Annotated in this window: 15 protein-coding genes; 9 read left to right on the plus strand and 6 right to left on the minus strand. The window is 42.1% G+C overall.

Going from position 1 to position 14,997, the window contains the following annotated elements:
• The first annotated feature begins 14 nt into the window (after window positions 1-14).
• Together KUG63_RS10405 and KUG63_RS10410 are read left to right on the plus strand one after the other, a co-directional pair.
• Window positions 15-1,667, plus strand: coding sequence for an electron transfer flavoprotein-ubiquinone oxidoreductase (locus KUG63_RS10405; protein WP_353885269.1), 1,653 nt, complete (start codon window positions 15-17; stop codon window positions 1,665-1,667).
• 42 nt (window positions 1,668-1,709) lie between these two features.
• Window positions 1,710-2,324 (plus strand): TetR/AcrR family transcriptional regulator, encoded by a 615-nt coding sequence (locus KUG63_RS10410; protein ID WP_015006001.1) that lies wholly within the window; start codon window positions 1,710-1,712, stop codon window positions 2,322-2,324.
• A gap of 58 nt (window positions 2,325-2,382) precedes the next feature.
• Here KUG63_RS10410 and KUG63_RS10415 read toward each other — a convergent pair whose 3' ends face one another.
• Entirely contained in the window at window positions 2,383-3,771 is a 1,389-nt protein-coding gene (locus KUG63_RS10415; RefSeq protein WP_020932434.1) for an MmgE/PrpD family protein, read from the minus strand.
• A 528-nt stretch (window positions 3,772-4,299) separates the two neighbouring features.
• On the opposite strand from KUG63_RS10415, the gene KUG63_RS10420 reads away from it, so the two are divergent.
• The 6 genes from KUG63_RS10420 to KUG63_RS10445 are packed head-to-tail and all read left to right on the plus strand — an operon-like array spanning window position 4,300 to window position 9,370.
• A complete protein-coding gene (locus KUG63_RS10420) occupies window positions 4,300-5,499 on the plus strand; it encodes an acyl-CoA dehydrogenase family protein (RefSeq protein ID WP_015005999.1) in 1,200 nt (399 codons plus the stop codon).
• A 17-nt stretch (window positions 5,500-5,516) separates the two neighbouring features.
• Window positions 5,517-6,647, plus strand: a complete 1,131-nt coding sequence (locus KUG63_RS10425; protein WP_020932435.1) for an acyl-CoA dehydrogenase family protein — start codon at window positions 5,517-5,519, stop codon at window positions 6,645-6,647.
• A 15-nt stretch (window positions 6,648-6,662) separates the two neighbouring features.
• On the plus strand, window positions 6,663-7,679 hold the full coding sequence (locus KUG63_RS10430; protein ID WP_015005997.1) for an MBL fold metallo-hydrolase: 1,017 nt from the start codon (window positions 6,663-6,665) through the stop codon (window positions 7,677-7,679).
• Between the two features lie 11 nt (window positions 7,680-7,690).
• Window positions 7,691-8,119, plus strand: a complete 429-nt coding sequence (locus tag KUG63_RS10435) for a MaoC family dehydratase (protein WP_015005996.1) — start codon at window positions 7,691-7,693, stop codon at window positions 8,117-8,119.
• Window positions 8,116-8,541, plus strand: a complete 426-nt coding sequence (locus KUG63_RS10440) for a MaoC family dehydratase (RefSeq protein ID WP_015005995.1) — start codon at window positions 8,116-8,118, stop codon at window positions 8,539-8,541. Before KUG63_RS10435 ends, KUG63_RS10440 begins: the two co-directional genes overlap by 4 nt.
• 49 nt (window positions 8,542-8,590) lie before the next feature.
• Window positions 8,591-9,370, plus strand: coding sequence for a citryl-CoA lyase (locus KUG63_RS10445; RefSeq protein ID WP_015005994.1), 780 nt, complete (start codon window positions 8,591-8,593; stop codon window positions 9,368-9,370).
• 19 nt (window positions 9,371-9,389) lie between these two features.
• On the opposite strand, the gene KUG63_RS10450 is transcribed toward KUG63_RS10445, so the two are convergent.
• Genes KUG63_RS10450 through KUG63_RS10470 form a run of 5 tightly spaced genes read right to left on the minus strand, consistent with a single transcriptional unit; the run spans window position 9,390 to window position 13,808 of the window.
• Entirely contained in the window at window positions 9,390-10,556 is a 1,167-nt protein-coding gene (locus KUG63_RS10450; protein ID WP_015005993.1) for an acyl-CoA dehydrogenase family protein, read from the minus strand.
• A gap of 13 nt (window positions 10,557-10,569) precedes the next feature.
• A complete protein-coding gene (locus KUG63_RS10455) occupies window positions 10,570-11,031 on the minus strand; it encodes a flavodoxin family protein (RefSeq protein WP_015005992.1) in 462 nt (153 codons plus the stop codon).
• 28 nt (window positions 11,032-11,059) lie between these two features.
• Window positions 11,060-12,253, minus strand: a complete 1,194-nt coding sequence (locus tag KUG63_RS10460; protein ID WP_015005991.1) for a CaiB/BaiF CoA transferase family protein — start codon at window positions 12,251-12,253, stop codon at window positions 11,060-11,062.
• Window position 12,254: 1 nt separating this feature from the next.
• Window positions 12,255-13,406 carry a thiolase gene (locus KUG63_RS10465; RefSeq protein WP_015005990.1) on the minus strand — a complete coding sequence of 384 codons (1,152 nt, stop codon included), beginning with the start codon at window positions 13,404-13,406 and terminating at the stop codon, window positions 12,255-12,257.
• A gap of 3 nt (window positions 13,407-13,409) precedes the next feature.
• Window positions 13,410-13,808: a Zn-ribbon domain-containing OB-fold protein gene (locus tag KUG63_RS10470; protein ID WP_015005989.1), complete on the minus strand. Its 399-nt coding sequence runs from the start codon at window positions 13,806-13,808 to the stop codon at window positions 13,410-13,412.
• A 499-nt stretch (window positions 13,809-14,307) separates the two neighbouring features.
• Here KUG63_RS10470 and KUG63_RS10475 point away from each other — a divergent pair, with 499 nt between their 5' ends.
• Window positions 14,308-14,760, plus strand: coding sequence for a PaaI family thioesterase (locus KUG63_RS10475; protein ID WP_015005988.1), 453 nt, complete (start codon window positions 14,308-14,310; stop codon window positions 14,758-14,760).
• The last annotated feature ends 237 nt before the right edge of the window (window positions 14,761-14,997 follow it).

Genomic DNA, 14,997 nt, shown 5'->3' on the forward strand with positions numbered 1-14,997 from the left:
TGTTAGGGGGTAATATGGAACGTGAGTCAATGGAGTTTGATGTAGTGATCGTTGGTGCTGGGCCTGCTGGCTTATCAGCGGCCTGCAAACTGATGCAGTTAGCGCAAGAAAAAAACCAAGAATTAATGGTTTGTGTTATTGAAAAGGGCTCGGAAGTTGGCGCACATATTCTATCGGGTGCGGTGATTGAACCCACAGCGATGGATGAGCTGTTTCCTGATTGGAAAGAAAAAGGCGCACCATTAAAAACAAAGGTCAAAGGAGATGATGTTTATTATTTAACTGGCCAAGAAAAAGGTATCAAAACCCCTAACTTTTTAATTCCTAAACCGATGCATAATGAAGGTAATTATATTGTTAGCATGGCTAATGTGTGTCGTTGGTTGGCTGAGCAGGCAGAAGGGATGGGTGTTGAAATTTTCCCTGGGTTCACGGCATCAGAGGTTTTATATAATGATGATGGCAGTGTTAAGGGTATTTTAACCGGCGACATGGGCGTTGCTGAAGATGGTTCAGAAAAAGATGGCTACATGCCAGGTATGGAATTGTTGGCTAAACAGACGATTTTTGCTGAAGGCTGCCGCGGTCACCTTGGTAAGCAGTTAATGGAAACCTTTAACCTGCGTGAAAATGTTGACCCCCAGCATTATGGCTTAGGAATTAAAGAAATTTGGACAATTGAGCCGGAAAAACACGAAGAAGGGCTTGTCGTGCACACGGCTGGCTGGCCGCTTGATAACCACACTGAAGGCGGCGGCTTTTTGTACCATATGGAAAATAATCAAGTCGCACTTGGGTTTATCGTTGCATTAAATTATGACAACCCACATTTGAGCCCGTTTGATGAAATGCAACGTTGGAAGCTTAACCCTAAAATTTCTCAGTTCCTTGAAGGTGGAAAACGGATCGCATACGGTGCACGTGCAGTTAACAAAGGAGGAATGCAGTCAGTTCCTAAGCTTAGTTTCCCTGGTGGGCTGTTAGTGGGTTGTGATGCTGGTTTCCTAAATGGTGCAAAAATTAAAGGCAATCATACGGCCATGAAAACCGGAATGTTAGCTGCTGAAGCAATTATGGAGTCGATGTTAGCCGGTGATATTGCAAATAAGGCATTAACCGTAATGGACGATAAATACAAATCATCTTGGGTATTTGATGAATTGTATAAAACCCGTAATTTCGGCCCAGCGTTACATAAATTTGGTACGTTACTGGGTGGCTCATTTGCTTGGTTAGACCAAAATATTTTTGCAGGGAAGATGCCTTTTACTTGGCATAACACCACACCCGATCATGAAACTTTAAAACAAGCTTCACAGTGCGAGGCGCCAGACTATCCAAAACCTGATGGAAAGCTTACGTTTGATAAATTGTCATCTGTTTTTTTATCTAGCACGAATCATGAAGAAGATCAGCCTTGCCATTTAAAATTAATAGATCCTTCTGTTCCAATTAAACATAATTTGCCGCTGTATGATGAGCCAGCTCAACGTTATTGCCCAGCTGGGGTTTATGAAGTGATTGAAGATGCTGAGGGCCAGCCAACGTTTCAGATTAATGGCCAAAACTGTGTGCATTGCAAGACATGTGATATTAAAGACCCTACACAAAATATCACCTGGGTGACGCCTGAAGGGGGCGGTGGGCCGAACTATGCCAATATGTAGTTATGTTATAATCATTCAATTTAGTTAATCGTAAATTTAGCCATGTCGACAATACCAGCAGCTGCTCCAAAAAATAAAGTGAAGAAAACCAGAGAGAGAATTTTAGATGCTTCAGCAGCTTTGTTTAGTAAGCAAGGTTATAACGGTACAGCATTAAGAGATATAGCCAAGTCATTAGATATGAAGGCGGGTAGTCTTTATTATCATTTTGATTCGAAAGAACAGCTAGTTCTTGAGATTTTAAAGATTGGTCTTGAAAATATAATTAATACCGTGCTTGCTCGTGTTAATGCGTTGCCAGAAGACGCGTCGACTCAAGAGGTCTTGATGGAGGCTGCAAAGGGACATTTAACTGCTTTGCTTGAAAAAGGAGACTATACCTCAACGAGTATTCGTAACTATGGGCAAATGCCAACTGCAGTCCAAGAAGAAGGGCGTGTAGGACGAGATAGGTACGAAAATATTTGGCGAAAATGGCTAGTTGCCGCACAGGAAAAAGGTGACATTAAAGCCGATGTCGATTTAAAAATATTAAGGCTGTCTTTACTAGGCTCACTTAATAGAACACTCGCTTGGTATTCACCTGGTGGTAAAACAATTGATGAAATTGCAGAAATTCAAATTGGTTTTTTCTGGGATGGTATTAAAGGGTCATAGTATTAAAGTGAATAACGTCAGCCAACTGTTACGTTATTCACTTTAAATTTAGTGGTCGTTATAAATGACTTGTTAATTCTGTCACGCTAGAAAATGAGGCCAAATTTAAAATAGCTTGTTGAATCTCAGTTGCTTTGTTTTTTGAGATTGCCAATTGGCAGTTAAGGAAAAATTTCTTAGCAATATCGTCAGCACTTAACGGCCTATCAAAACAACCTCGGTTTTTATGTTCGCGATGTTTCAGGACGCGCCCATCTTTTAAGGTGATATGTACTTCACCGGAGTAATAGGTTGGGAAACCAGAGTTTGGGTCTACCTGATAAATCACTTTTTTTGCTAATGCTGCAACGACAGGGTCTGCCAAGGGTGTAGGTTCTAGATCTGCTAAAGTAAAATCGTGGCGGACTAAAGCAACAGCAACTAAGTAAGGCACACTAAATTGAGCTTCATATGCACAGGTTGGTGCTTGTTTGTTCTCAAGCGGCTCGCACACTGTTTTAACAACTTCCTCGGGAACTAGTGCTGTAATGCTCTCAATTTGATCGACCGTTAATTGATGCTCTTTCGTTAAGTGTAAAGTAGCATCAATGCAAGCATGGGTGAAATGGCAAGAAGGGTAAGGCTTAACGCCTACATTCATAACCTCCCAAACAGAATTTAAGCCGGCGGTTGCTAAATCATAATCACAACCCGGTTCCAGCCCAATCAAGTGACTGTTGTATAAACCAAAACGCCCTTCATAAGGCAAACTCGGGCCAATATATCCGGCCTTAGCAAAGGTCGCTGCCATAATGCCAGATACGGCAGCCCAGCCTGGGTGATAACGCTTGGTCCATGCGCCATCTTCCAAAAATTCAAAATTACCTGAAGCCATACTTAAGGCAATACCTTGCGCCATCGTCTTCTGTTCTACGGGCAGCTTCATTAACATGGCAGCGACAAGGGAACAGGCAAATGCTCCTGCGATTCCGGTGGGGTGATGACCGACTTGGTGAAAGGCTCCTTTTGCAACCATTCCAAGTCGAGCCCCGACTTCCATGCCTGCTATATAGGCGGCTAACATCTCTTCACCGGTTGAATTACATTTTTCAGCAACTGCTAAAACACAGGGCCAAACTGCAGAGGTCATATGCACTACACCTGCGACATGAGTATCATCAAAATCTAGTCCATGTATGAGTAAGCCATTGGCCAGCGCAGCATCTCGGTAGGGCATTTTTTCACCTGTTCCGAGTACAATATGCTCACCGGGCTCCTTAAAGAGACGTAGTGCTTCGAGCCCTTTTTTGCTGAAATCATATTGAGTTGAAGCATAGGCGATACCTGTTCCATCTAGAATTAGTTGTAAGGCATATTGCTGAACATCAAGGGGGACGTTATTGAGATTGAAACCATGAACAAATTGAGACAGTTTAGTTGAGATGGTTTGAGAAGCTTGTTTATTCATTTAGCGTTATCCAATGTGAGTAAATGTTATTTTATTGTGAAAAATAACATAAAAAAGCTTAAATTACTTGCAAAATCTAACGATTGTTAGTATTTTATATGGTTGTGCTTTATGCCCTAAGGGTGAGGAGCAAATTGCCTTGAAGGCATTTTGTTTATTGATGCCGAATTTTTGAATTGGTAGCCACTGCCTATGAAAGCTTAGTAATTTAGGCAAAGTAAAACAATTGAAGGCTAGAAACGTGAGGGCGTAAATGAAGAGGTGTGCCTGTTTCTAGTGATCCAAAGCAAGATGATAACTAACAGTAGGTAATACTAAGACACTAACAAGAGTTAGGCAGACGCACTATTAACCGCCCGGGTGTCTATAATGGCTTCACGAATTAGTTGAAGACTATAAAACGAGAGTTAAGCGGCTATAGATCAACAATAAAACTATCAACCCATACCGTTTAGGGTGTAGAGAACCAATCAATAAAACTTATTTAAAAGATAAATTTAATAAACTAAGGCAATAAAGGAGTTATACGTGGATTTAAATTATACCCCCGAAGAAAAAGCCTTCCAGCAGGAAGTGCGTGAATTTATTAAGGAAAATTACCCTAAAGATATACAAGAAAAAGTAGCTAAAGGTATCGCCCTTAAAAAAGAAGACTACGTACGCTGGCAAAAAATTCTGGCGGCTAAAGATGGTTGGGTTGCTCCAGGTTGGCCTGCTGAATATGGTGGCCCAGGTTGGACGCCGGTGCAAAAATATATCTTCGAGGAAGAGTGCGGTGCAGCTAATTGCCTTAGGACAGTAGCTTTTGGTTTAGTGATGTTAGCACCGGTGTTGATGAAATATGGTACGCCTGAACAACGCGATAAATATCTAAATGATATTCTTCATAGTAATGTGTGGTGGTGCCAAGGTTATTCGGAACCTAATGCAGGTTCAGATTTAGCTTCATTACAAACAAAAGCTGAAAGACAGGGCGACCATTACATTGTCAATGGCTCAAAAACATGGACAACACACGGCCATTACGCCGACATGATGTTTACACTGGTAAGGACCAGCCAAGAAGATCGAAAACAAAAAGGCATTAGCTTTTTATTAATTGATATGAAATCGCCAGGTGTTTCAACCTCGCCGATTATTACGGTTGATGGCATGCATGTGGTTAACCAAGTATTTCTAGAAAACGTGAAAGTGCCGGTAGAGAACCTAGTGGGCGAAGAAGGTGAAGGCTGGACAATTGCTAAATCATTATTGATGCATGAGCGAACATATATTGCGCAAGTACCTCGTTCAAAAAGACAAATTAAACGTCTTAAAGAGCTCGCTTCAAAAGAAAAATATAATGGTAAGCCACTGATTGAAGATGCGATGTTTAAAGCGAAAATATCAGCGGTTGAAATTGAATTAATGGCCTTAGAAATGACTAATATGCGCGTGTTGTCCAAACTTGCATTGGGCGATGCGCCGGGTGCTGAGTCCTCGCTTTTAAAAGTTAAAGGGACAGAGGTTCAACAAGCGATCACTGCTTTATTAATGGAAGCAGTTGGTTATTTTGCCTTGCCTTATGTAAAAGAGTCTATGACCGAAGGTTGGCAAGAAGAACCTATTGGGCCGGAAGAAGCATCAGTACTGACGCCTCACTATTTAGATTGGCGTAAATCATCCATTTATGGTGGATCAAATGAAATTCAAAAGAACATCATGGCGAAGGCCGTGTTGGGCCTTTAAGCAGTAGGAGTAGTTAAATGAATTTAGAATTTACTGAAGAAATGATCATGTTGCAAGATGGGATACATAAGTTCTTGCAGAATGAATATGACTTTGAGACTCGCCAATCACTTAGTCGTAAAGGCATTGGTTACAGCGAAGAAAATTGGCAAAATTTTGCTGATATGGGTTTATTGGGCGTGCCATTTGATGAAGAGTTTGGCGGTTTTGGTTTTGGCCAAACAGGTTTGATTGTAATAATGGAGGCGATTGGTAAAGGTCTTGTTGTTGAACCGTATTTAGCCTCTATTGTATTGGGTGGTTTATTGATTCAACGAGCTGCAAATACTGAACAAAAAGAAGCCATTTTACCTGCTCTTATTGCAGGGGAAATGAAACTAGCATTTGCCTATGCTGAGCGTCAATCACGCTATAACTTAACTGACGTTGAATTTAGCGCACAGAAAAAAGCAGCTCAATACTGTTTGTCTGGTGCAAAATCGGTGGTATTTAATGCAGAAACGGCGGATAAAATAATCGTTTCAGCTAGAACCAGTGGTGATAATTTTACGCCAGAAGGGATTTCTTTATTCATTGTTGATAAAGATATAGAGGGCTTAACCTCGCGTGATTATGAAACAGTCGATGGCCTACGTGCTTCTGAATTAACATTTGATAATGTCATGGTAGATGAAAGCGCCCTTGTTGGTGACTTAGATGGTGCATTTTCCGACATTGAATATGTGATTGATGCTGCAACAGCTGCAGTTTGTGCCGAAGGGGTTGGTGTGGTGACTGAGTTGCGTGATAAAACTGTAGAATACCTTAAAACACGTAAACAATTTGATCAGCCCATTGGTAATTTTCAAGTACTTCAGCACCGCTGTGTTGATATGTTTATGACCGAAGAACAACTGCGTTCGTTGTCCTATCTGGCCGCTATCAAGGTGTCAGAAGATGATACGACTGAACGTGTAAAAAGTGTCTCTGCGGCTAAAGTTTATTTGGGAGACGCTCGATCAATTGTTGGTGAGCAAGCCGCTCAACTACACGGTGGTATCGGCGTAACCGATGAATTAGATGTTGCACATTATGTAAAACGTTTAACCATGATGAATGCAGTGTTTGGAGACCGTGATTATCATCTACAGCGTTTTAGTCAGGCTTAAAGGACGTATTAATATATGGGGATGTTGACCTTTCCGATAGCCAGCAAACCGGAGTTTGGTCTTCCAATGAAGGTAGAAGAAGGCATTTTCTTACTGAAAATGCCTATTCCCTATGCGTTAGATCATATCAATCTTTGGTTGTTGAGGGATGGGGAAGGCTGGACGATTATTGATTCTGGGTTTTATAGTGAAGAGGCAACCTTACTATGGAATAAGGTATTGGTAGATTTTTGTCATAATGAACCGATTCAGAAAATAATCATTACTCATTTTCACCCTGATCATGTAGGCATGGCTCAATGGTTAGCGCATAAAACAAATGCGCCCGTGCATATGAGTCAAATTGAATTTTTGACTACCCAGATGGCATGTCAAGAGTATTCTAAGCAGCAAAAAGCTAGACGTAGGGAATATTTTGAGCGTTTTGGTTTAGCTCAAGAAGACATTCAACAGCTACAAGATAAAGTCGGCGGTTATGTTACCGGTGTTCCGGAGGCACCTACCTCATATCAGCGTTTGGTTGATGGGCAGTCACTGTTGATTAATGGCGAGCAATGGCATTTATTACAATTTAATGGCCACAGCCCCGGGCATATTTGTCTGCATAATAAGCAACGAGACCTTCTTGTCTCCGGAGATCAAATATTGCCTAATATTTCGCCGAATGTCAGTGTTAATTTCTATGAAAGTGATGCAGATCCACTGGCTGATTATTTATCCAGTTTAGACACCTTGGCAACCTTAGGTGCCGATACGGTGGTATTGCCATCACACGGTCGAATTTTTAAGGGCATTAAGGAACGTGCAACAATGCTTAAAGAAGGGCATCGTAAATCATTAGATCAAATTTTAGCATTTTGCCAACAAGCTCGGTCAGGGTTGGAGGTATTGCATATGCTCTATGGCAAACGATTAAGTCTATTCAATTTATCGTTGGCAACGGGTGAAGCGATGGCGCATTTAAATTATTTAATTGGAACAGGTGAGGTGACACGTAGTGGCGACCTGGTTTATCAATACAAAACAAATTAAACAGAGAATTGATGATGAGCACTTATGTGAAGTATAGCAGTATGTCTGAAGGTGATGATTTTCTCGACCCAGTACCATCTTTTGAGGTGACAGCGGAGCGTGTGGATAAATACATTGAATCGACACAGGATGAAACACCTCAGCTAAGAGAAGAGGATCAACAAGGGCGCCGTATTGCACCACCCATGTTGGCGGCGGTATATGTGATTGAAGCACTACGAACACGCGTAGGCCCACCGGGCGGAATTCATGCAAAACAACAATTTAAATTTCATCGGCCTGCCTATATTGGTGAAACGCTCTATACCTCGGCAAAAGTTCTTAAGTTGTATGAAAGGAAAGGGCGTAACTACGTTGAAATGACAACGCAAACGCACAACCAAGAAGGGGAATTAGTGACCAGCGGGATGATTACACGGATCTGGGGGAAAGAGGCATGAGCGAACTAAAATCTTATGAAGGGTATTGTGTCGGTGCTTCAATAGGTGAATTGACTCAAGCTGTCGATCAAAGCATGATTAATGCTTATGCTGACGCGTCAGGCGATATCAATCCTTTACATATTGACCTTGAGTTTGCGAAAACCACTTTTTTTGGTCGGACGATTGCTCATGGTTTATTGACACTTGCATTTGTTTCGCGAGTTTTATCAGCTTGGAACTGGCAAGGATGGGCTTATGGTGGTGAATTGAATGTGTCATTTTTAGGCCCCGTTTACCCCGGTGATACTGTGCGCGTATCAGGTGATATTGAACAGATAGAGAAAAGAGAAGATGGCGTGTATGCTCGATGCCAACTGGTATGTTTCTGTGGTGAAAGAACCGTTTTAAAAGGCTTTGTCATTAGCAAAATATCAAAATAAGGACACAGGCAATCGGTTAACTATTTAGCGGTAAAAAGGGGGGGTATGTATGGCAAAGCACTTAACACCTGAAACGAAAATATCGACCACAAATGAGCAACAAATTCTGGTTCGAAACAAAGATCTGGTTAATGAGTTGATGGGGCATGTTAGTTTTACCGAGATGTTCTTTTTACATTTGATGCAACGCATGCCTAGCAAGGGAGAAATAGCTATTTTCGATGCTGTTTTGGTTACCTTAATGGAACACGGCTTAACGCCCAGCGCGATAGCCACTCGATTGACAATAATGGCAGCCCCAGAATCGGTTCAAGGAGCTATTTCGGCAGGTTTACAGGGAATTGGTAGTGGCTTAGTGGGCACAATGGAAGGCATGGCTAAGAATTTACAAGATATTATCACCGCAGAAGAAGGGTTAGAGGCCAGTTGTTTACGCATTGTGAACGGCTTCAAAGCAACACGCCAAGCAATCCCCGGGTTTGGTCACCCCTTTCACAAACCAGATGACCCGCGAACGCCGCGACTCTTTGAAATAGCTCGTCAAGCAGGTGTAGAGGGGCATTATATAGATATTGTTACTACACTATCTAAAACGGTTGATCAGGTATACGGCAAGCACTTAACCATTAATGCAACCGGTGCGATAGCGGTCGTGTTATCAGAAATTGGTGTGCCATGGGATGTGATGCGTGGTATAGCAGTAGTGACTCGCAGTGCTGGTCTGCTAGGCCATATAAGTGAAGAAAGGGAACACCCCATTGCACCATTTATTTACTCGCACATTGAAGACACAGTGCCGTATACCGGCAAACGTACATTAGATGACTAGGTTGATTACCTAATAATGGTTAATACGATTTAGCTAAACCTAATACGCGTTCTGCAATATAACATAAGGCAAGCTGAGGACTGACAGGGGCAATTCTTGGTATCATTGATTCACGAAGATAGCGTTCAACGTGATATTCTTTTGCGTAGCCAAAACCACCGTGAGTCATAACGGCTGTTTCACAAGCATGAAAACCTGCTTCTCCAGCCAAATATTTAGCTGCATTAGCCGCTGCACCACAGGGTTGATTATTATCATATTGCCAAGCAGCCGACATGGCCATCAGCCAAGCAGCTTCTAACTCAGACCAGCACACAGCTAATGGGTGTTGTATGCCTTGGTTTTGGCCAATGGGGCGATTAAAAACATTACGTTCTTTAGCGTAATCGGTTGCTTTTTTTAGCGCAACCCTTCCAAGGCCTATGGCTTCTCCTGCAATTAAAATACGTTCAGGGTTCATCCCATGAAGAATGTATTCAAAGCCTTTTCCTTCTTCGCCAATACGGTCTTCAAGCGGTATTTCTAGGCCATCAATAAATAATTCATTTGAATCAACCGCTTTGCGCCCCATTTTTTCAATTTCATGAACGCTAATTTTATTACGGTCGAAGTCGGTATAAAAAAGGCTTAAACCATGCGTAGGTTTTTTAACGTCTTCTAAAGGAGTTGTTCGTGCTAATAATAAGATTTTATCAGCCACTTGCGCAGTGGAAATCCATACTTTTTGCCCATTAACAATATAACGGTCGTCTTTACGGATAGCCAAGGTTTTAAGCTGCGTCGTATTCAATCCGGTGTTCGGTTCAGTAACAGCAAAACAAGCCTTTTCGCGACCTTCAGCCATGGGTCGTAGCATGCGATTTTTTTGCTCCTCGGTACCATACACGACAACGGGGTTTAAGCCAAAAATATTAATGTGAACGGCTGATGCGCCAGACATACCCGCTCCTGATTCAGCAATGGTACTCGCCATAATGGCAGCTTCGGTAATACCTAAACCTGAACCACCATAAGCTTCAGGAATACAAATTCCCATCCAGCCACCTTCTGCCATTGCTTGGTAAAAGTCATGCGGAAAACCACCTTGCTGATCGCGCTTTAACCAATAATCATCAGTAAATGGCTCGCAGACTTTTTTTATAGCGTCCCGAATGGCGTCTTGTTCATCAGTGTATGAGAAGTTCATGATCCATTATCTATTAAATAATTCCTGCTTCTAAGCTGGCAGCCATAAAAAGCCCGAGCTCCTCTGCCTGGTTTATAAACTCTTCTTTAAAATCACCACGACAAATAAGCGGTTGTTGAACAACTTTCCATCGTAGGCCGGTTAAAATAGATTCAATCGCTCGTTTTGTGCCAGTGCCATCATTGCCTGCACGAATAAGGACTGCACAGGGCATGGCTTCTGTCTTATCCATGCACGGATAATAGTTACGATCAAAAAAATCCTTTAAGCCACCACTCATATAACCTAAGTTTTCTGGGGTAGCTAAAATTAATGCATCTGCATTGATTACATCTTCTGCTTTTGCTTCTAGCGCGGGTATAAAAATAGCTTCGACGCCGTTTACCTCATCACTATTTGCACCCTTTAAGACGGCATTTATCATCCGTTTTATATTCGGCGAGGGTGCATGAGCAATAATAGCTAAGCTTTTCATTTTATATAAAAAAACAATTATTTATCAGTTATTTGCGTGGTTTTTCTAATGTTATTTGCATTTCTTTAAAGCGCTCTATTTCTTCTGGGCTGTAGCCGGCATCCGTTAATATTTCGGTATTGTTTTCACCATATTGGGGAGGGCGGCATTTAAATTTCCCCGGTGTTCGCGACAGTTTTATAGGAATGCCTGTGCCTCTGTACTCGCCCGACTCTATGACCATTTCTCTTGCTTTAGTTTGCGGGTGCTGCAAAGCATCTTCAACCGTTTGTACTGCGCCAGCAGGAATACCTTTGCTCATTAATTCTGCGGTCATCGCTTTGCCATCGCGGTCAGCCAGTAAATCTTCAAGAATAACGCGCAACTCAGCTTTATTTTTGGCGCGGTTAGCATTAATCGTAAACCGTGGATCTTGTGCTATTTCAGGGTGACCTAATTCTTTACATAAACCAGCAAACTGACGATCATTACCAATCCCTAGAAACAACATCCCATTAGCGGTAGGGAAGAGGTCATAAGGTGTGATGTTTGGATGCGCGCTACCGAGGCGTTTTTGTGGTTTACCATCTAAAAACCAGTTGGCGGCATGCGGGTGAATTAAGCTCACCGCTGTATCATATAAACTGACTTCTATTGATTGGCCTAGCCCAGAAGTTTCTCGCTCATATAAGGCTAATAATATCGCAATAACTGCATTCATGCCGGTGGTCAAGTCAACGATAGGCACACCAATTCGAACAGGTGGGCGATCAGCGTCACCGTTAATACTCATTAAGCCGGATGTGGCTTGAGCAACGGCGTCATAACCAGGGAAACCAGCGTAGGGACCATTACTGCCAAAACCAGTTACACGGCAATGAATTAAGCGAGGGAATTTCTTTTGTAATACATCAGTAAAGCCTATACCCCATTTTTCGAGTGTGCCAACCTTAAAATTTTCAACAAGAACATCTGCTGTTTCAAGTAAGCGGAATAGAATTTGGTGTGCTTCAGGCTGACGCATATCTAAGGCAATGCCTTTTTTATTACGATTAACCCCATCGTAATAGGCACTTCCACGTTCATGATAAGGAGGGCCCCAGCCGCGGGTTTCATCACCTGCGGGAGGTTCAACTTTTAGAATTTCTGCGCCATGGTCGCCTAAAATTTGAGTACATAAGGGGCCGCCTAAAACGCGTGATAAATCAACGACTTTTATGCCGTTTAAAGAAGGGTTACTCATACTATAAAACTGCCTCTGTTCCTAGAATTGTTGTTACCTGACTGGATAGTACACCACCATTGCCGTTAACCAGAGCAACTTCTGGGTTATCAACTTGTCGTGCGCCACACCCACCACGTAGTTGTTGAATGGCTTCAATAAGAATGAAGATGCCGTACATACCTGGGTGGACACATGATAGACCGCCACCATTGGTGTTAACTGGTAGGCTACCGCCGGGTGCAATATTACCATTTTCGACAAAAGCACCACCTTCACCTTTAGCGCAGAAACCTAAGTCTTCAAGGAAAAGGATAGTGTTAATGGTGAACGCATCATAAAGCTCAACTACATCAACATCGTCTTTTGTTAAACCGGCCATTGCAAACGCACGCTTTCCAGCGTCTACGGCAGCGGTGGTTGTTAAGTCCGGCATTTGAGTGATTTGACGATGCCAGTGAGCGGTACCAGTGCCTAATACATAAACGGGTTTATTCGGAAAATCTTTTGCCCGTTCACTCGATACCATAATAACAGCACCACCACCATCGGTTACTAAGCAGCAATCTAGTAAGGAAAGAGGGTCGCTAATCATGCGTGAATTAAGCACATCGTCGCGAGTAAGTTCATCGCGAGCGAAGGCTGCCGGGTTTAATTGCGCCCATTGACGAGCTGCAACAGCTACATCAGCCATTTGTTCACGCGTTGTACCGTATTGATGCATATGACGAGCCGCAGCGAGTGCGTAGGAGCTTATTGGATAACGGGGTTTATAAGGTGCTTCATAAATTTGTTGTTCAGACATGGTGGCCAATTTGCCACCGGCTGTGCGTTGATTACTGCCATAACAAATTAAAGCAACATCGCATTGGCCTGTTTTAATGGCCATAGCAGCATTTAGTGTATGCGCTACAAATGATGAACCACCCACCATACTGCTGTCAGAAAAACGCGGTTTGATGCCTAAGTACTCTGCTGTACTCAATGCCGGCATAAAATGATAAGACGAACCGGTGAAAATACCGTCTACATCGGATAGTTTTAAGCCAGCGTCATCTAACGCGTTATGCGTAGCCTCGGCTAGGATATCTAATGGCATTCTCCCATGAGCTTCGCCGCAACCGGCCAAACCAACGCCAACAACCGCAGATGAACCTCTTAATTCATGTGACATCTTTTAAACTCCCTGTGCTGGTACGAAGACAATAAAAGAACTGTCTTCATCATTTTTGATAACGGCGCTGACTTGATCACCAATTTTTACATCTAATGGGTCAACACCTTCAACGCGGCTCATCAGGCGAGGGCCTTCTTCTAATGTGACGTGACATACATTGTAATTACCGCCGCGTTCGGGCTTACGTCGAACGGTTGTTGTTGAATAAACTTCACCTTTTCCGCTGACCGCTGTCCATTCAAGGTTAAAACTACCGCAATGAGGACAAACGACTCGAGGGAAGAAATGAAATTCTTGGCAGTCTTGACATTTTGGTAAGGAAAAAACACCTTTTTTTAAAAAATCATCGTAGATTTGATCAGGGCCTGGGCCGCTAAATCGCTCATTTTTGGTGCTCATTTATATTAACTCCTGTACAGGTTTTGTTGAGGCTAAATAGTCTTTTTATAAACCTGAAATTCTAACAATTGTTATGTTGTTTATCCAGTGAATTAATACAAATGGACACGAGAATAATGATAGCTTGAGTGGTTACCAGTGAATATTAACAGGACGAGTTAAAGCTTTTCTTAATAACCACGCAGACAATAAAGAATTGATAAAAACTCTTTATGCAACGAATAAAAAAGTACCTAGGGATGCTGACAATAAAAATCGTTAGGTGACTTGGCAAGAGAAAAAAACGGATGTCAGTCGTTATGCTTGGGGTTTTTTATACAGGGCTCATATTCAGGCTCCTATTGCTTGTTCATGAACCTCGTTGAAATTATGGCGACAAAAGCTTGGGCTTTAAATTAGTCTAAGAAAAATAATAGACTTTGTTATTCTTATGATTCGCGGTATCTAGAAAAACAACAACTCGTTAGTTATTAATTGAAGCGCTTATATAAAGGATGTTATGAAAAAAATATCAATACAAGAAAAAATGAGACCCAATGGATGTTTTGGTTGTGGGCAAGATAACCCTTATGGTTTGCAAATTGAAAGTCATTGGGAAGGTGACGAAGTAGTTTGCCAATGGACGCCTAAGGAATACATGATTGGGCCGCCAAATTATTTGTATGGCGGAATTTCTGCCAGTTTAATTGATTGTCACTCAGTCAATACAGCCTTGTCGTATGCTCATAAAAAGGTCGGAAATGATGATAAATACGACCGAAGCATTCAGATGGTGACCGGCTCAATGAACCTTCGCTATATAAAACCAGTTCCGATGAGGGAAGTTGAATTACGTGCCACAGTGGAAAAGGTTGAGGGTAGAAAATATTTTATTAAAACAGAGTTACAAAGTGATGGCATAACCTGTGTCAGAGGCGATGTAGTAGCGATTCAACTTAAAGCAGCACAGTGACTCTTAGTTTGTTCGGTTTATAAGATTAGAAGACCAATAAAGGCCCCAGTTTTTGCTGAGGCCTTTATTGGTTTATAACGTTTTAACTACTTTTTTTGACAGTGTGTGATTACTGTTGATCTTTGGTTAATGACTCAACAGGTTTAGGCTCCACAGGCTTAGCTTCTACAGGCTTAGCTTCTACAGGCTTAGCTTCTACAGGCTTAGCTTCTACAGGCTTAGCTTCTACAGGCTTAG

Origin of the sequence: Cycloclasticus sp., from assembly GCF_019090545.1 — a bacterium.
GTDB lineage: Bacteria > Pseudomonadota > Gammaproteobacteria > Methylococcales > Cycloclasticaceae > Cycloclasticus > Cycloclasticus pugetii.